The following is a 17627-nucleotide window of genomic DNA, read 5'->3' as shown; positions in this document are numbered from 1 at the left end:
GGCTATCCCCGCATACAGCTTATCATCATTTGCCATTCAAAATGAACTTGGTAGCTGCATCAATCCACAACGCCCGCCTGAGACCTTTCAAAGGATTTGCGGATTTTCGTGCAGGCGGGAACAGTTCCGCGCCACCCGTCGTTTCCGTCGTGATAATGGAGAGCGACATGTCGAACGTCTCAAGGACAGGCAAGGAAGAGATCAACAGCGCGACCAGCCCGACCACCTTCGGAAAGTCGGTCGAGAGCCAAGCGCAAATGCAGGATGCGGCGGCGGAAGCCTCACCCGAAACGGGCGGCGAGATGCTCAACATCTACCGGCTGGAACCGATCGCCGCTCCCGACGATCCAAGATGGGACAATGCCCCCGGCCACGGCATCGTCATCGTGGCCGCCAGAACGCCGGGTGATGCAAGGATCGTCGCCGCGGCGCGCGAACTCGACTTCATGGAAGTGGATGCGGCTCCCGCCGAGGATGTGACCACGGTCAATGCCAGTGCCTTCCGCGACGACAAGCTCTATACTGTCATAGAGATCGACCGGAACAGACGCGATATCAAGCGCGGCATCGTCGAGGGCATGGTCTCGGTCGACACGATCCGCCCAGTCCAACCGGATTAGAGGCCACCCCTTTTTATTGGAGTTCTCATGAATACGGCCAATCTACAGCTCAAGGGGCTGATCATGGCGATGACGTCGATCTGCGACGCAATCGTCGACAAAGAAGTGCTGACGCGCGGGGAAATCAACGCCGCGCTGTCGAAGGCCCAAAAGGCAATCGAGGAGGACGACGATCATGAACTGTCGGGCGCCAACCGCGCCGCGATCCTGTTTCCCATCCGGGTGTTGCAACTCGCCGGTGAAGCCGCCGGGAAAGGTGAACAGCTGACATTTTCGGATTATGCGAAGCTTGTGGGAAAACTGAGCTGACGTCTAAGGTTTACAAAACGCCGCATCGCTCGGATGGATCCGGCACGCTGTCCGGCAGCTTGTCGAGCATTGTCGACTTTTCCAGATAAGTTGATTTATTTGGTCCTGTTTTCCCGGCGTTTCTGAGGCTATACCCCGGCCGAATACACACACGCACTGGGATTTCTACGTGACCAGCCTCAAATCACTTCTAGCCGCCTGCGGCCTCTCCGCCCTGATCGGCCTTGCCGCAACCCCGTCTTTGGCAGGTTCGACGACCTACCCACTGACGCTGGAAAACTGCGGCGCTGAGGTGACGTTCAAGAAGGCTCCCGAGCGGGCGATCGGCCTCGGCCAGAACAGCGCGGAAATCCTGCTGCTGCTCGGCCTTGAGGACAAGATGGTCGGCACCGCCTTCTGGCCGAGCAAGGTGCTGCCGCAGTTGGCGGAAGCCAATGCCAAGGTCAAGCTTCTCACAGTCGAGATGCCGACCTTCGAATCGATGCTCGCCGAAAATCCCGACTTCGTGGCCGTGGCGTTGCCAAGCCTGGTCGGACCGAACAGCAAGATCGCCAAGCGCGAGGATTTCGACAAGGTCGGCGTCGCCACCTATCTTTCGCCCAGCACCTGCCTCAGCACCAAGGACGTCAAGGACCAGTACGGCAGCCGCGCCGAACTGTGGAACATGGATCTGCTCTACAAGGAGATCGATGAACTCTCGCAGATTTTCGACGTCGCCGATCGCGGCCAGGCGCTGATCGCCGACTTCAAGGCGCGTGAAGCCAAGCTTCGCGGAAGCGTTGCCAAGGACGGCAAGAACCTCTCCTACGTCTTCTGGTTCTCCAGCCCCAGCCCGTCGGCCGACGCCTATGTCGGCGGCAAGAACAGCGCCTCCGGCTTCATCGCCGACGTGCTCGGCGGCCACAACGCAATCACCGCGGAAGCAGAATGGCCGACCGTCGGCTGGGAAGGCATCATCGCCGTCAACCCGGACGTCATCGTCGTCGCCAGCCTCGACCGCAACCGCTGGGAGCTCGACAAGCCTGAGGCCAAGATCAACTTCCTGAACACCGATCCGGCCGTCAGCCAGACCCCAGCCGTCAAGAACAAGGCGCTCGTCGTCATGGACGGCCAGGCGATGAACCCGACCATTCGGACGATTTACGGCGCCGAGCAGGTGGCCGAGCAGTTGAAGGCCCTCGGTCTCCTGAAGTGACGGACGCGGGCCGTCTCTTCAGGCAGTTGGGAGCGGTCGCCGCGCTGCTCCTGGCCTCCTTCTGTCTCATCGCTGTCGCCATCGGCGTCAGTGTCGGAATCGGTGATCTGCCGATTCCGCTGGCGACCACCTTTTCGGCCGTTACCAACCGGCTCGGATGGACCACGGTCGAATTGAACCGCATCCACGAAACGGTCATCTGGGATTATCGCCTAAGCCGCGCGCTGGTCGCCGCCTTTTGCGGCGCGGGCCTGGCGCTGTCGGGCGCCATTATGCAGTCGCTGCTGCGCAACCCGCTTGCCGAACCCTATGTGCTCGGCATCTCCGCCGGTGCCTCCACCGGCGCCGTGGCGATCGTCATCCTGGGGCTCGGCGCGGGCGCGGTGTCGCTGTCATCGGGCGCCTTTGCCGGCGCCTTCGCCGCCTTCTTCTTCGTGGCGCTGCTCTCGAACGGCACCCGCGGCGGTGCCGACCGCACCATCCTTGCCGGCGTGGCTGCCTCGCAGCTCTTCAATGCCTCGACTTCGTATATCGTCACGACCTCGGCCAATGCCCAGCAGGCCCGCGACGTGATGTTCTGGCTGCTGGGCAGTTTCAGCGGCGTGCGCTGGCCGGAATTCGCGTTGGTCTCGGTTGTCGTCGGCCTCGGTCTTGCCGCCTGTCTGTTTTATGCCCGCGTGCTCGACGCCTTCGCTTTCGGCGACGAGGCGGCCTCTTCGCTCGGCGTCAATGTCGGCCGCGCCCGCATGGTGCTCTTCGCGCTCACTGCCATGATGACGGCGACGATCGTCAGCATGGTCGGCTCGATCGGCTTTGTCGGCCTCGTCGTGCCGCATGTCGCCCGCTTCGTCGTCGGGCCGCTGCATATCCGCCTGCTACCGGCCTGCGCCATCGCGGGAGCGATCTTCATGGTGCTCGCCGATATCGCCGCCCGCGCCCTCATTCCCGGCCAAATCCTGCCGATCGGCGTCGTCACGGCGCTCGTCGGCGTTCCCTTCTTCTCGATCATCCTCTACCGGTTCCAGCGCGCGTCATGAGCATCAAGGCCGACAACCTCACCTGGAAAATTGGCAGGAAGACCATCCTGGACGGCGTTTCCCTGGAGGCTCAGCCGGGCCGGATGCTCGGCCTACTCGGGCCGAACGGCTCCGGCAAGACCTCACTGCTGCGGCTTCTCGCCGGCCTGAAGCGGCCCCATTCCGGCCGCGTCACTCTTGATCGGAACGACATCGGCACGATCAGCCGCCGCTCGATCGCCCAGCGCATCGCCTTCGTCGAGCAGCATGCGGCGACCAATGCCAATCTGAAGGTTATTGATGTCGTCAAGCTCGGCCGCTTCCCGCATCGTTCCATGTTCTCCGGCTGGACGAGAGCCGACGAAGAGGCGGTCGAAGCGGCACTTGCGCGTGCCGGTATGGCAGAGAAGCGAGACGATCGCTGGCAAAACCTGTCGGGCGGCGAAAAGCAGCGCACCCATATTGCCAGAGCGCTCGCCCAGTCGCCGCAGGAGCTGATCCTCGACGAACCCACAAACCATCTCGACATCCAGCACCAAATCGGCTTGATGCGGCTCGTCTCCAGCCTGCCGATCACCAGCATCGTCGCCCTGCACGATCTCAACCATGCCGCCATGTTCTGCGATGAGCTGATCATCATGCAGCAGGGTAGGATCGTCGCGTCGGGCGCACCTGAAGACGTGCTGAGCGAGAACCTTCTGCGCGACGTCTTTTCCGTCGAAGCCCGCATCGAAGCCTCGCCCCATCATTCGCGCCCGCATATCCACTATCTCAGATGAAAGTGGCCACCTCACGTCACGATCTGCAGCGGCAAAGCAGTCGTCTTTTTCAGCGTTTTCAGGACGATGCTTGACTTCACCGAGGCCAGATTATCGGTGACCCGGATCATTCTCTCGAGAAATTGGCTGAGATGGTCGAGGTCGCGCGTCATCACCTTCATCAGAAAATCGGCATCCCCCGTCTGCGAATAACACTCCAGAATCTCCGGCGCGGTTTCGATGAAGCGATGAAGCCGCTCGTTTCCACCTTCCGTATGCGCGCGCAGGCTGACGAGGGTATGAGCGACGACGGCAAAACCCAGTTTTGCAGGATTGAGGATAGCAACGACGCTCTGGATGTATTGCTCATTGCGCAGCTTTTCCAAACGGCGTGCGCATTGGGTCGCGGAGAGATTGACCTTCTGCGACAATTCACCCTGCGTCACCTCACTGTTTTGCTGGAGGGCGGCGAGCAATTTGATATCGAACTGGTCAAGCATGGCCCATCCAAATAAGCAGAATTTCCGCATAGTATAGCCAAATGACGCAGATTGTCTGCATCTTCATATCGCATTAGGCAGATAATCGCATAAAATCGCCGCGGAAGTTCCGTTAGTCTCCAGCCATTGGATAAAACGGAGGTGGACTTGTGTTTGAGAAACTGAATAACCGGCCGGCCGACAGCCTGCTTGCCCTCATCAAGGCCTTTCAGGTCGACGAGCGCAGCGGAAAGATCGACCTCGGCGTCGGCGTCTATCGCGACGCCATGGGCCGTACGCCGGTGATGCGAGCCGTAAAGGCGGCGGAACAGTTTCTTCTCGAGACCCAGGACAGCAAGAAATATCTCGGCCCGGAAGGCGATCTGCAATTCGTCCGACTGCTGCAACCCATTATTTTCGGCAAATCGCCGACGTTCGATCATCGCCTCGTCGGCATTCAGACACCCGGCGGCAGCGGCGCGCTGCGTCTCGGCGCCGAGCTCATCCAGACGGCAAATCCATCCGCTAAGGTTCTGTTGGGGACGCCCAGCTGGCCGAACCACGCGCCGATCTTCGCCTCGGCGCGGCTGGCCGTAAAGGACTACGCCTTCGTCGATCTGACGTCGCAACAGGTCAAATTCGAAAGCGTCGTCGACGCCCTGTCTTCCGCTGCGGAAGGCGATGTCGTCCTCCTTCACGGTTGCTGCCACAATCCGACCGGTATCGATTTCACCATGGAGCAGTGGCGGCAGATTACCGGACTCCTCGTTGCACACGGGCTGGTGCCGTTCATCGATCTTGCCTATCAAGGGCTTGGCGACGGTCTCGAACAGGACGCCGCACCTACACGGATGATCCTCGACGCGGTCGACGAGGCGCTGATCGCTTATTCCTGCGATAAGAATTTCGGTCTCTATCGCGAGCGCGTCGGCGCGCTCTACCTCATGACCCGCAATGTCGACGACATCGGCAAGGCCGAAAGCAATATGGCGGCCCTTGCCCGTGTGAACTGGTCGATGCCGCCCGATCATGGCGCCGCGATCGTCAGAACCATTCTCGAGAGCCCCGAAATGTCGGCAATGTGGCGCGCAGAACTCGAGGAGATGTGCGAGCGTGTCAACGGCAACCGCGCGGCGCTCGCCGCTGCAGCCGCCGATCTGGCCTTTATCAGCCGGCAGCGCGGCCTGTTCTCCAATCTCTCCATGTCGAAAGAAACGGCCGCAGCGCTGCGCGCCAAACACGGCATCTACATGGCCGATTCCGGCCGTATGAACCTTGCGGGCATGCAGCCGGCCGATGCCGGCGCCATCGTGACCGCACTTCGCGCTGAAGGCTGCTTGAAATGAGCAAGAAGGAAACGACCGGCCAGGCGATGACCCGTTCGCTCGTCGCCCATGGGATCGACACGGTGTTTGGCATCCCGGGCGCCCACATGTATGATTTCAACGATGCGCTCTACGGCGCCCGCGACAAGGTTCGGTTCATTCACACTAGGCACGAACAGGGCGCCGGATATATGGCCTATGGCTATGCCAAATCCACCGGGCGGATCGGCGCCTATACCGTCGTCCCCGGCCCGGGTGTTCTCAATTCCGGGGCAGCGCTTTGCACCGCTTACGGCGCCAACGCGCCGGTACTTTGCATCACCGGCAACATCATGTCCCACCTGATTGGCCAGGGCAGAGGGCAGTTGCACGAACTGCCCGATCAACTCGCGACAATGCGCGGGCTTACCAAGACGGCGGAACGCATCAATCATCCGTCCGAGGCAGGCCCCGTCATGGCCGAGGTCGTCGGCAAGATGCTCTCCGGCCGCCAGGGTCCGGGAGCGGTCGAAGCCCCATGGGACGTGTTTGGCCAATCCGGCCCCGAAGTCGATCTTTCCGTCGGTACGAGAGCGCCTCACCCGGCTGTCAACTCCGATCAGATCGCTGCCGCAGCGGCGCTGATAGCGTGTGCCAGCAATCCGATGATCATGGTCGGCGGCGGCGCGGCGGAGGCCGGCGCCGAGATCGCCGCGCTTGCGGAACTGCTGCAGTCGCCCGTCACCTCCCATCGTTCCGGCAAGGGCATCGTCGCCGACGATCACCCGAACTATCTGAATTTCGTCGCCGCCTATGAATATTGGAAGAAGACGGACGTTCTGATCGGTATCGGCAGCCGGCTCGAATTGCAGTTCATGCGTTGGAAATGGCTTCCCAAAGGCCTCAAGATCATTCGCATCGATATCGATCCGACCGAAATGGTCCGCCTCAAGCCCGGTGTCGGCATCGTCGCCGATGCCAAGGCGGGAACGCGGGCTCTGATCGATTTATTGTCAGGTTCCCGGCGCGACGATCGCACCCGCGAATTTGCCGACATCAACAAAGAGGCCAGATCTCGGTTCTCGGAAGTGCAGCCGCAGCTTGCCTATCTCGACGCCATTCGTGAGGCTCTTCCCAGAGACGGCTTCTTCGTCGAGGAGATCAGCCAGATGGGCTTTACCGCCCGTTTTGCCTTCCCCGTCTACGGCCCGCGCCAATACGTGACATGTGGTTATCAGGACAATCTGGGTTTTGGCTTCAACACCGCCTTGGGCGTGAAGGTCGCCAATCCCAATAAAGCGGTTGTTTCCGTTTCTGGCGATGGCGGATTCATGTTCGGCGTTCAAGAGCTTGCCACTGCCGTCCAGCACAAGATCAATGTCGTCGCCATCGTCTTCAACAATTCAGCCTATGGCAATGTTCTGCGCGATCAGAAGCAGGCGTATCAGGGTCGCTATCTTGGCTCGGAGCTGACCAATCCGGATTTTGTCGCGCTTGCCGAGAGCTTCGGTGTCCGCGCGTTCAAGGTGACAAGCCCCGACGAACTCAAAGAGAGGATCGAGAAAGCCCTCTCTCTCGACGAGCCCGTGCTCATCGAGGTTCCGATCGAAAAGGGATCCGAGGCAAGTCCCTGGCCGTTCATTCATCCGGCGCCGCACGCCGAATGAATCCCTATCTAGGCGACGGTCCCTTGAGAAAGATCGTCGCCAGCGGCGGCAACGTCAGCGACAGGGAAACCGGCCGCCCATGGGCGGGGATGGGTTCGCTCGACAGCGCGCCGTTGACGAGGCCGGAGCCACCATATTCGCGCGCATCCGTGGTGATCCGCTCGATCCACACGCCATCATCAGGCACGCCGATCCTATAGCCGTAGCGCGGCACCGGCGTGAAATTCGATACGACAAGGACGGATGAAGAGCGGTCCTTGCCATAACGGAGCATGCCGAGGACGGAGTTGGCGGCGTCGTCGGCTGCTGCCCATTCGAAGCCCTGGGGATGGAAATCGCCGAATTGCAATGACGGCTCTTCCCCGTAGAGGCTATTCAGGTCCTTGACCAGCCGCTGAATGCCGACATGCTGAGGCCGCTCCAGTACATCCCAGCTCACCGAAGCATCATGGTTCCATTCGCCCGGCTGGGCGATTTCGCTCCCCATGAACAACAGCTTCTTGCCGGGATGACCCCACATGAAAGCGAGGTAGCTGCGCAGATTGGCAAATTTCTGCCATTCGTCGCCCGGCATCTTCGTCAGCAGCGAGCCTTTGCCATAGACCACCTCGTCATGGGAGATCGGCAGCATGAACCGCTCGGAATAGGCGTAGATCATGCCGAAGGTCATCGTGCCATGATGATGGCTCCGATAGACCGGATCCTTCTCGATGTAGCTCAGACTGTCATGCATCCAGCCCATGTTCCATTTGATGTCGAAGCCTAGCCCGCCTTCTTCCGGCGGCTTCGTCACACCCGGCCAGGCCGTCGATTCTTCGGCGATCGTCATTGCATGCGGGCAGCGCTCGTGGACGATGCTGTTGAGGTGCTTGAAGAACTCAACCGCCTCCAGGTTCTCCCGGCCGCCATACTGATTTGGAATCCATTCGCCTTCGTTGCGGCTATAATCGCGGTAGAGCATCGAGGCCACGGCATCGACGCGCAAGCCGTCGACATGATAGCGCTCGAGCCATTCGAGCGCGCTGGCGATCAGGAACCCTTTCACCTCGTTGCGCCCGAGATTGTAGATCAGCGTATTCCAGTCGCGGTGAAAGCCCTCGCGCGGATCCTCATGCTCGTAGAGCGCGCTGCCGTCGAAGCGGGCAAGACCCCAGACATCCGTGGGGAAGTGAGCCGGCACCCAGTCGAGGATGATGCCGAGCCCGGCGCCATGGCAGCGGTCGACAAAATAGGCGAAATCCTCCGGCGTGCCGTAGCGGCCGGTCGGAGCAAACAAGCCGAGCGGCTGATAACCCCAGGAGCCGCCGAACGGATGCTCCATGATCGGCAGCAGTTCGATATGGGTGAATCCCATGTCGCTGGCATAGGGAACGAGGCGCTGGCTGAGCTCGACCCAGTCGAGATATCTGTTGCCGTCCCGCCCGTCGCGCAACCAGGAGCCGGCGTGCACCTCATAGACTGACATCGCGCCTTCCAGCCTTTCCTGGCGGGAGCGGTCCCTCATCCAGCCGTCATCCGTCCATCGAAACGGCGTCGACGATGCGACGATCGAGGCGGTGGATGGGGCAGCTTCGCTCGCCCTCGCCACCGGATCGGCCTTTTGCGGCAGGCAGGTGCCCTCGGCATCGACGATCTCGAACTTGTATCTTTCGCCGGCGGCGAGGCTCGGAATGAACAGCTCCCAGACACCCGCCGATTGCCTCAGCCGCATCGGATTTCGCCGCCCATCCCAGGCATTGAAGTCGCCGACGACCGAGACGCGGCGGGCATTCGGCGCCCATACGGCGAAACGAACGCCTGATATGCCGTCGATCGACATCGCCACCGCGCCAAGCGTGCGGCTCAGACTGTAATGCGTGCCCTCCGATATTAGATGGAGGTCGAGCTCACCGAGCAGCAGGCCGAAACTATAGGGATCCTCGGTGATCTGCACCGCATCCGGCCATGTGATCTTCAGCCGGTATCCGGTCCTCAAACCGGTTGCCGCCGCGAACAGGCCGGCGGGATGGGCGACACTGAAGGGCGTCACCACCCGTCCACTCCCAGCCTCGATGAGATCGACCGCCTCCGCCCCGGGCAGATAGACCCGCACGATGGTCATCCCGCCGCTTTCATGGGGACCGAGGATCGAAAAGGATCGCCGTGGCGCCCTTCGATCAGAGCCCAGAGGGCATCGTGCCCGATTCCGGCGAGAAGTTCCGAGCGCTCAACATTCATGCCGGGACCCCCGCCAGACGCGAGACGATTTCGGTGAGGCCGGAAAGCGGGATCGGAAGCCATTTCGGCCGGTTGCGGGCCTCATAGGCGATCTCATAGGCGGCCTTTTCGAGAAGAAAGGCATCGAGGACCCTCCGTCGTTGATCGGGTGGCATATCAAGCGCCTTCGATGCCGAAACCGCCTGCGCATAGGCGTCGAGAAACGCCTCTTCCGCCTGGCGCCCGAAGCGGGCGATGGCCTCGCGCCGGACTTCGTTCTCATGTTCGATGACGGCGTCGTTATCAAGCTGGGCGGTGGCGACGAGATAACTCAGTGACCTCAAAAGCCCGGCGACATCGCGCAGCGGATTGGTCTTGGCGCGGCGCTCGGCCAGGTTTTTCGCGGGCTCGCCCTCGAAATCGATGATGACGGCATCACCCTCGCTGACGAGGATCTGACCAAGGTGAAAATCGCCGTGCGTGCGCGTCATCAGCGTATGGCGCGTGGACTCGGCCAGCGTCGCGGCAAGCTCGACGAGTTCGGAGCGGCGCTTGAGCAACGGCGCTGCAAGCAGGTCGATCGCCGGATCGGCATTCTCCTCCCGTTCGGCAAGTTTCGACATGGCATAGGCGACTTCGCCGGCAACCGCCTTCTTCATCGCCTCGACTTCGCTGTCGCCGGCGATTACCGGGCTGAAGGCTTCGTCCGCAGTCTCCCCGGCAAGCACGACATGTAGTTCTCCGAGACGCATGCCGACCATCGCAACGAAGCTGATCAGCGGCTGGAAGACGTCGTCGCCCGGCTGGACGGCCGGGTCGTTCAGCACGAGTTCGTCTGCCCCGCGGCGCAGGTTGTTCAGCATCCAGTTCCAGGCATCGCCCTGATTGCGGATCGCGCCTTGGACGATGATCAATGTCGAGCGGCGTCCACTGGAGTCCGTGTGCGCGACCTCGCCGAGCAAGGGCGCGGTGTGATCGTAGCCGGCGCGGGTGAGATAGCGCGTCATCTCGACTTCCGGATGAATACCGGGAAAGATGTGCCTGATCAGCTTGATCATCGCCAGATCGCCGACGATCAGCGAACTGTTGGACTGTTCGGCCGAGAGCCAATGGACCGGAAGGTCGTCGGTGACGGCAAGACGGTCGAGCCGTTCCGTGCCGAGAAATTCGAGCGTGCCGGTGCGGCCGGTGGTGCGCGAGCGGTCGCCAAGCCCGCGCAGGATGCCGCGCGCCATCGCCTCCACGGCAAATCCGTCCGTCAGGAAACCGACGCGCCGGCCCTGGCGGACCCGACCGAGCGCAAGCTGCTGGGTCAGCACCGATGGTTGCGCATCGTCCCAGGCGACCGCCAGCGGCAGCTGGTAGGATTCGCTATGGTTCGGCAGCACGGCCTCCAGTTCGCCGAGAACAATCCCGTCGGCAAAGGGGATCGGCGTTGCGGAGATCAGACGCGCCGCCTGCAGCGGCTGGTCCTTTGCCCCGAACCACCGCCGCTTCGCCAGATAGGCCGGCAGAATTTCGTTGCTGAGAACGCGTGCAAGCTTGGGTTCATCGACAAGGTCGAGCAGGCCGCGACGGGTGACCATCGTCACCAGATCGGGAAGCTGCTCCGGCGGAGCGGTGCGCCATGCCGGCGGGTCGGCATCGGCTTCCAGCTGGAACCAGAAAAAACCGTAGGGCGGCAATGTCAGCAGATAGGTCAGCTGACCGATCGGCGGAAAGGGCGACATGCCGGTCAATTCGATCGGAACGCGGCCCTCGAAGCTCGACAGGTCGAGTTCCACGGCCTGCGGCAGGCGCGAGAGGTTTGCGACGCACATCAGCGTCTCGCCTTCATATTCCCTGAGATAAGCGAGGATCTTGCGGTTCTCCGGCGCGAGGAACCGCAGCGAACCACGGCCGAAGGCCGGATGCCGACCGCGCAGCGCCAGCATCTTGCGCGTCCAGTTGAGCAGCGAATGCGCGTCCGTGCTCTGTGCCTCGACGTTGACGGCCTCGAAACCGTAGAGCGGATCGGCGACCGGCGGCAGGACGAGACGCGCCGGGTCTACCCTGGAGAAGCCGCCATTGCGGTCCGGAGACCATTGCATCGGCGTCCTCACCCCATCCCGATCGCCGAGATAGATATTGTCGCCCATGCCGATCTCGTCGCCGTAATAGATCACCGGCGTTCCCGGCATAGAGAGCAGCAGCGCGTTCATCAGCTCGATGCGCCGGCGGTCGCGCTCCATCAGCGGCGCCAGGCGCCGCCTGATGCCGAGATTGATGCGGGCGCGCTTATCGGATGCGTAGGTTTCCCAGAGATAGTCGCGCTCGGCGTCCGTCACCATTTCGAGCGTCAGTTCGTCGTGGTTGCGCAGGAAGATCGCCCATTGGCAATTCTCCGGAATCTCCGGCGTCTGCCGCAGGATATCGGTGATCGGAAACCGGTCCTCCTTGGCGATCGCCATATACATGCGCGGCATTAGCGGAAAGTGGAAGGCCATGTGGCATTCGTCGCCGTCGCCGAAATATTCGCGCGTATCCTCCGGCCATTGATTGGCCTCGGCCAGCAGCATCACGCCGGGATGGGTGGCATCGAGAGCGGCACGGATGCGCTTCAGGATCGCATGGGTTTCCGGCAGGTTCTCGTTGATCGTCCCCTCGCGCTCGACAAGGTAAGGGATCGCGTCGAGGCGGAAGCCGTCGATACCGGTTTCCAGCCAGAAGCGCATCACCTTCAGCAGTTCCTCCATGACCAGGGGACTGTCGAAGTTGAGGTCAGGCTGGTGGGAATAAAAGCGATGCCAATAATAGGCGCCCGCCACGGCATCCCATGTCCAGTTGGACTTTTCGGTATCGATGAAAATGATGCGCGTTTCCGGGAATTTCTGATCGGTATCCGACCAGACGTAAAAATCGCGCTCCGGGGATCCGGCCGGTGCCTGACGGGCGCGCTGGAACCAGGGATGCTGATCGGAGGTGTGGTTGATGACGAGCTCGATGATGACGCGGATATTACGCTGGTGTGCGGCGTCGACGAAGGCGCGAAAATCCTCCAAGGTGCCGTAATCGGGGCTGACATTGCCGTAGTCGGCGATGTCGTAGCCGTCGTCGCGGCGCGGCGAGGGAAAGAAAGGCAGCAGCCAGATGGCATTGACGCCGAGCGCCGCGATGTGATCGAGCTTGGCGTGCAGGCCGGCAAAGTCGCCGACGCCATCGCCATTGGCGTCGTAGAACGACTTGATGTGCAGCTGGTAGACGATCGCATCCTTGTACCAGAGGGGCTGCTCAATGCCATCGGGGTTCATCGTGTCCATTCATGCCTCCGCTGCTCGAACGCGCCAGATCGCAAAGGGCAGGATCTCAGGGTTCAGGCTGATGCTCTGCCGTTTGCCGGTCCATTTGAAACGATGCCCACCGACCAGATCCTCGGCATCCAGCGTGCCGCCGTCGCCGAGCGACCAGTGCCAGAGCGGCAGTTCGACATCGCTTTGCTGAAAATTGTGAGGGTCGAGGCTGATCGCGATCAGCAGGACATTGTCGCGGGCCTTACTTGCCTTTTCGAAGAACAGGATATTGTCATTCCAAGCATTCAGAAGCGTCAGCCCGAGATGCGAATGCAGGGCAGTGTTCTCGTTCCTGATACGGTTGAGCATCCTGATTTCGTCGACGATATTGCCCGGCCGGTCATAATCCCAGGCGCGAATCTCGTATTTCTCGCTGTCGGCATATTCCTTGCGCTTGACATCGGGTCGCCCCTCGCAGAGCTCGAAGCCGTTATAGACGCCCCACAGGCCAGAGAGAGTGGCGGCAAGGGCGGCGCGGATCAGAAAGGCCGGGCGCGGCGCGTTCTGGAGAAAGTCCGGATTGATGTCATGGGTGTTGACGAAGAAGTGCGGACGGAAGAATTCCTTCGCCTCCGTCTCAGTCAGCTCGCGCATATATTGCTCGAGTTCCCATTTGGCGTTGCGCCAGGTGAAATAGGTGTAGGACTGGGAAAAGCCGATCTTCGCCAGCCTGTACATCACTTTGGGCTTGGTGAAGGCTTCCGACAGGAAGACCACATCGGGATGACGCGCTCTGATATCGCCGATCAGCCATTCCCAGAAGGGAAAGGGTTTGGTGTGCGGGTTATCGACGCGAAACAGCTTGACGCCCTGGTCCACCCATAGCTGGACAACATCCCTCAGCTCCATCCATAGCGAGGGCAGCGCGTCTTTGGTGTAGAAATCGACGTTGACGATGTCCTCATATTTCTTCGGCGGGTTCTCGGCATATTTGATCGTGCCGTCCGGGCGCCAGTCGAACCAGCCGGGATGTTCCTTCAGCCAGGGGTGATCCGGCGACGCCTGGATCGCAAGGTCGAGGGCGATCTCCAGCCCGTGCCGGCCCGCCTCCTCGACCAGCCGGCCGAAATCCTCGAAATCGCCGAGCTCGGGATGGATGGCATCGTGGCCGCCCTCCTCGGAACCGATCGCATAAGGGCTCCCGGGATCGCCGGGACCGGCCTTCAAGCTGTTGTTGCGCCCCTTCCGGTTGGTCGAGCCGATCGGGTGAATGGGCGGGAAGTAAAGCACGTCGAAGCCCATGCCGCGGATATCGGCCAGCCTCGGGATGACGTCGTCGAAGGTGCCGTGCCGGTTGGGATCACCGCTCTGCGAGCGCGGGAAGATCTGGTACCAGCTGGCAAAGGCCGCTTCCTTGCGCTCGGCATCGACGGCGCTTGCCGTGGAGCGGAGCCGGAACGGCCGCCTGTCGGCTTTGTTCATCAGCTCGGATGTCTGGGGATCGAGCAGGATCGCCGTCCGCTCGGCGTCCGAGGCGCTTTCGAGACTGTCGCTCAGGGCGTGCAGTTCGGGGCCGAGCGCTGCAGGCGCCCCGGCCTGTGCGGCGTGGACGAGGTTCAATCCCTCCTGCAACTCGAGCTTCAGGTCGAGCCGGGCGTCGTTCTTCTTGGTCAGCTCGTAGCGGAAGATCGCAAAAGCGTTTTTCCACGCCTCGACGGCGAACTCGTAGCGGCCGGTGCGCTCGAGCAGGAACTCGGCGCGCCAGCGGTCGTTTTCGATAAGATGCATCTCCGTCTCGTTCCAATCCGCCATGGCGTCGAGCGGCCGCCAGAGCAGGACGGCGGCGATCGGGTCGTGGCCGTCGGCGAAGATGTCAGCCTCGACGGTAACGATGTCGCCCACCACCCGCTTGACCGGAAAGCGCCCATCATCGACACGCGGCGTGATGTTTTCGATGGCAAGCCGAGGCGATGCCGTCGCCTGCGTGATCTCCAGGGCGGGTCTGGAGGTGATCGGCGTTGGCGCCTTGCCTTGGATGACCAGCGCCTCCCCTGCCCGCAGGCGGAGAACCCCACCGTCGGCTGCGACGGGCAGAAAGCCGGAGGCCGCTTCGCGAAGTGCCGTCACCGGCGCGGGCGCGCTTCGCCGAAGGTCTCTGTTCAGCAGGATGAAGCGCACATTGTCGGCGCTGCGCAGATCCTGCACCTCGGATTGCAGGAGTGCCGAGACCGGCCCATTGGCGTTGCGGATCAGGCGCAGCGATGAAGCAGGCGCATGGTCGATCGTGCCGATTTCGCTATTCGCACGCCGGATTTCGGAAGAGAGATCGAAAGCCAGGTCGTGACGCAATCCCCTGAGACCCGCCCTGTTGCCATGCGTCGGATCGAGCGGCGTGGCTGCGCCATATTCGAAGCCCATCGGAACCATCAGGCCACCCCCGAGCGAAGCGGCAAGGCGCAGGGCTCTCACGGCGCGCCGTTCAAGGATTTCGCGGCTCTCGGTTCCGTGCGCGATACGCCGCGCGAATGGCGGTTCCGGAAAAGCGATCTGCCAGCCGAGCGGCTGCTGCACGCGATGCTCGTCGATGAACCATCTCTCGTCGAAATCCCACCAGGCCATCGACGAAAAACAACCGTTGAAACCTGCCTCGTTGATACCCCCCTCACCGCAAAATCGGTGCCGGGCGTCCAGGCGAGGAATTGCGCCTCGGTCTTTTCGCGCACCGCCGCCATCAGCGATTTGAAAAACGCCGGCGTCGCCCGATCTATCCCAAGCACCCGATAGCCGGCGAGACCGGCGTCGGACAGCCGCTGCAGCCGTTCGGTCCATTCCGCCAACAGCTGCGATTGTCGTTCCGCCCCCATCGCCGCCATCGGTTCTGCCGGGTCCAGTGGCGAGCGTCTCGGATCGACGGGACGAAATCCCGCCTGAGGATGCCTCCCCCTGCCGTCGAGCATCAGATCCATCATCAAGGCAACGCCGCTCTTGCGGCCAGCCTCCGCCAGACGCGCCACCCCCTCCCCGACATCGCTTCCGAGCGACAGTTCAGGATCGAGACGATCGAAGTCCCGGGAAGCAAACACGCTGCGCTCCCCGTCCCGGTCGAAGAGGGGCGCCGTCAGCACGTGATCGAAACCGGTGTCCGCCGCATGGTCGAAAACCTCGCGCCATGCATCGATGCCCTGGAGAAGGAGCGGATTGGCATAATAGATCCGGGGTGGGGTGCTCAACACACCCCCGTTCGCAGAAAATAACATCGGCCGCCGCCTCGAGTTGCTTTTCAGGCAAACTTCCTTTGGCGGTTGTTGTTCCACCGGCACGGCCAATTCGCGGCTGTACGAAAGCATCAGCCGCATCGGCGCCGGATCGAGGGGACGTATTTCGTTCGAGCACCAAAGCCCGCCCAGGGGACGAAGAGACCTTGAGAATTCCAGCCGCATCCGGATAATCTTCCGCCGTCCGGGGAGAGGGAGTCAGGTGGCTATTGAGCGCGCATCCAAGCTTCGATCCATACTCGTCGCCGCAACCCTGTCGGCTTGCATACTGTGCCTCACCTCCTGGAGCATCGAAACCGATCGTTCGACAGAATTAAAACACGGCCTGTTCGAAATTCGCGAGGAGGCCAGGCGCTTCGTCGCGCAGGAGAACGCCAGTGAGCACGAGCAGTGGAACGTGCTGGAGCCCAACGCGAAGGTGCTGGTTCCCCGATGTGCGGTCCCGCTTCAGACACAGTGGACGCCGAAGAGCCTCGGCCGCTCAAAACCCAGCGTGATGGTCGTCTGCCCAGACGCGGTGCCGAATGCTGTGATGAAACGGTGGGATGTACATGTCCCAGTAGAGCGAAAGACGCACCACCCTTAAGGGCGAGCACCCGAGCTGATTTGATGTACTGAATGAGAGACCGATTGCAATAGAGGCGACCAGACGTGAATGCACCGGTAGAATTGTGCTCCTATCCCGAACTTGACGACCGGATCGTGATCGTTCGGGCGGGAGATGAAGTCGATGGCGTGTTTGTCCGGACCGAGAGGTTCAGCGTCCTGATCGATACGCTTGGAACGCCCGAGCTATGCCGGATGGCGCTGGATCTGCTAGAAGAAAAGACGGCGGCTCGCCCCTTGATTGTCATCAATTCGCATATGGATTGGGATCACTTCTGGGGAAATGCCGCCATTGCCGGCCGCGCTCCGATTATCGCGCATGCCGCAGCACTCGACCGCTTGCGTGATCCCTCCGAGCAACAGGTTCTGAAAGACAAGGCTGGCCAGGAACCGCGGTTTCGCAATGTCGAGCTCATCGGTCCCGATATAACCTTCTCCGGCTCGATGCTTCTCAACGGCGGCGATCTGAAGCTCGAACTCATCCATACGCCCGGGCACACGCCCGACCATATCGCCGTCTGGATTCCCGAGCTTCGCATCTGCCTGGCCGTCGATGCGGTGGAATATCCTATCCCCGAAGTCTGGAGTAAAAGTGCCGAAGACCTTCGCCTGATCCGTTCATCGCTGGAGCGGATCCGTGATCTCGAACCGAGGCTGGTCATCCCCGCGCATGGCCAGACATCTTCGCCTTCGACGGTGAAGGCAAATCTTGCCTATTTCGAAGCCCTGGCCGAACGTGTCGACGGGTTGAGCGAGAACCAGCTGGCGGACGTTCAGCTCAGCCGCTCAAGCGGTTTCCGGCTTGAAGATTTCATCGCCATCCCCGACGGCATGCCTGCGGAAACGGTGACGTTCTACCGGAACTGCCACGAGACAAACCTTGGCGCCACCCTTCAGGCCCACATGGAAAAACGGAAATCCGCGTAGATGGAT

General features: G+C 61.6%; 12 protein-coding genes and 2 pseudogenes. 9 read left to right on the top strand and 5 right to left on the bottom strand.

What is annotated here, in order from left to right:
- Positions 1-25: 25 nt before the first annotated feature.
- Complete coding sequence (locus MF410_RS29040) at positions 26-169, bottom strand: hypothetical protein (protein WP_179867146.1); 144 nt, start codon at positions 167-169, stop codon at positions 26-28.
- Between MF410_RS29040 and MF410_RS29035 the strand changes: the two genes are divergently transcribed.
- From MF410_RS29035 to MF410_RS29015, 5 genes are all read left to right on the top strand, one after another.
- The gene (locus MF410_RS29035) at positions 156-620 is read left to right on the top strand and encodes a hypothetical protein (protein WP_179867154.1); all 465 of its coding nucleotides are present in this window, start codon (positions 156-158) and stop codon (positions 618-620) included. The two genes, MF410_RS29040 and MF410_RS29035, sit on opposite strands and share 14 nt — an antisense overlap.
- Before the next feature lie 27 nt (positions 621-647).
- The gene (locus MF410_RS29030) at positions 648-929 is read left to right on the top strand and encodes a hypothetical protein (protein WP_097628063.1); all 282 of its coding nucleotides are present in this window, start codon (positions 648-650) and stop codon (positions 927-929) included.
- Positions 930-1098: 169 nt separating this feature from the next.
- Positions 1099-2124 (top strand): ABC transporter substrate-binding protein, encoded by a 1026-nt coding sequence (locus MF410_RS29025; protein ID WP_097628064.1) that lies wholly within the window; start codon positions 1099-1101, stop codon positions 2122-2124.
- The gene (locus tag MF410_RS29020) at positions 2121-3161 is read left to right on the top strand and encodes an iron ABC transporter permease (protein ID WP_097628065.1); all 1041 of its coding nucleotides are present in this window, start codon (positions 2121-2123) and stop codon (positions 3159-3161) included. The genes MF410_RS29025 and MF410_RS29020 overlap by 4 nt, the downstream gene beginning before the upstream one ends.
- Positions 3158-3919: an ABC transporter ATP-binding protein gene (locus MF410_RS29015; RefSeq protein WP_097628066.1), complete on the top strand. Its 762-nt coding sequence runs from the start codon at positions 3158-3160 to the stop codon at positions 3917-3919. The genes MF410_RS29020 and MF410_RS29015 overlap by 4 nt, the downstream gene beginning before the upstream one ends.
- Positions 3920-3930: 11 nt before the next feature.
- Here MF410_RS29015 and MF410_RS29010 read toward each other — a convergent pair whose 3' ends face one another.
- Positions 3931-4398: an Lrp/AsnC family transcriptional regulator gene (locus tag MF410_RS29010; RefSeq protein ID WP_097628067.1), complete on the bottom strand. Its 468-nt coding sequence runs from the start codon at positions 4396-4398 to the stop codon at positions 3931-3933.
- A 149-nt stretch (positions 4399-4547) separates the two neighbouring features.
- On the opposite strand from MF410_RS29010, the gene MF410_RS29005 reads away from it, so the two are divergent.
- Entirely contained in the window at positions 4548-5723 is a 1176-nt protein-coding gene (locus MF410_RS29005; RefSeq protein WP_097628068.1) for an amino acid aminotransferase, read from the top strand.
- On the top strand, positions 5720-7348 hold the full coding sequence (locus MF410_RS29000; protein ID WP_097628069.1) for a thiamine pyrophosphate-dependent enzyme: 1629 nt from the start codon (positions 5720-5722) through the stop codon (positions 7346-7348). The genes MF410_RS29005 and MF410_RS29000 overlap by 4 nt, the downstream gene beginning before the upstream one ends.
- 4 nt (positions 7349-7352) lie before the next feature.
- On the opposite strand, the pseudogene glgB reads toward MF410_RS29000, so the two are convergent.
- The 3 genes and pseudogenes from glgB to MF410_RS28985 form a co-directional block, all read right to left on the bottom strand.
- Positions 7353-9565, bottom strand: a pseudogene (gene glgB, locus MF410_RS28995) (1,4-alpha-glucan branching protein GlgB).
- A complete protein-coding gene (treS, locus tag MF410_RS28990) occupies positions 9562-12843 on the bottom strand; it encodes a maltose alpha-D-glucosyltransferase (RefSeq protein ID WP_097628071.1) in 3282 nt (1093 codons plus the stop codon). The pseudogene glgB and the gene treS overlap by 4 nt, the downstream one beginning before the upstream one ends.
- Positions 12844-16070, bottom strand: a pseudogene (locus tag MF410_RS28985) (alpha-1,4-glucan--maltose-1-phosphate maltosyltransferase).
- 220 nt (positions 16071-16290) lie between these two features.
- Between MF410_RS28985 and MF410_RS28980 the strand changes: the two are divergent.
- The gene (locus MF410_RS28980; protein ID WP_179867150.1) at positions 16291-16674 is read left to right on the top strand and encodes a hypothetical protein; all 384 of its coding nucleotides are present in this window, start codon (positions 16291-16293) and stop codon (positions 16672-16674) included.
- A 65-nt stretch (positions 16675-16739) separates the two neighbouring features.
- Positions 16740-17621: an MBL fold metallo-hydrolase gene (locus MF410_RS28975; protein ID WP_097628072.1), complete on the top strand. Its 882-nt coding sequence runs from the start codon at positions 16740-16742 to the stop codon at positions 17619-17621.
- Positions 17622-17627 lie beyond the last annotated feature (6 nt).

Origin of the sequence: Rhizobium sp. C104 (assembly GCF_022354505.1) — a bacterium.
GTDB lineage: Bacteria > Pseudomonadota > Alphaproteobacteria > Rhizobiales > Rhizobiaceae > Rhizobium > Rhizobium redzepovicii.
Note: the sequence above shows the minus strand (reverse complement) of the source record. Positions and strands in the feature narration are given on the sequence as shown.

What these genes read in the sequence shown, in the direction of transcription:
- MF410_RS29035 (WP_179867154.1), top strand. Translation starts at nt 156, where the DNA reads ATGGAGAGCGACATGTCGAACGTCTCAAGGACAGGCAAGGAAGAGATC.
- MF410_RS29040 (WP_179867146.1), bottom strand. Translation starts at nt 169, where the DNA reads ATGTCGCTCTCCATTATCACGACGGAAACGACGGGTGGCGCGGAACTG.
- MF410_RS29030 (WP_097628063.1), top strand. Translation starts at nt 648, where the DNA reads ATGAATACGGCCAATCTACAGCTCAAGGGGCTGATCATGGCGATGACG.
- MF410_RS29015 (WP_097628066.1), top strand. Translation starts at nt 3,158, where the DNA reads ATGAGCATCAAGGCCGACAACCTCACCTGGAAAATTGGCAGGAAGACC.
- MF410_RS29010 (WP_097628067.1), bottom strand. Translation starts at nt 4,398, where the DNA reads ATGCTTGACCAGTTCGATATCAAATTGCTCGCCGCCCTCCAGCAAAAC.
- MF410_RS29000 (WP_097628069.1), top strand. Translation starts at nt 5,720, where the DNA reads ATGAGCAAGAAGGAAACGACCGGCCAGGCGATGACCCGTTCGCTCGTC.
- treS (WP_097628071.1), bottom strand. Translation starts at nt 12,843, where the DNA reads ATGGACACGATGAACCCCGATGGCATTGAGCAGCCCCTCTGGTACAAG.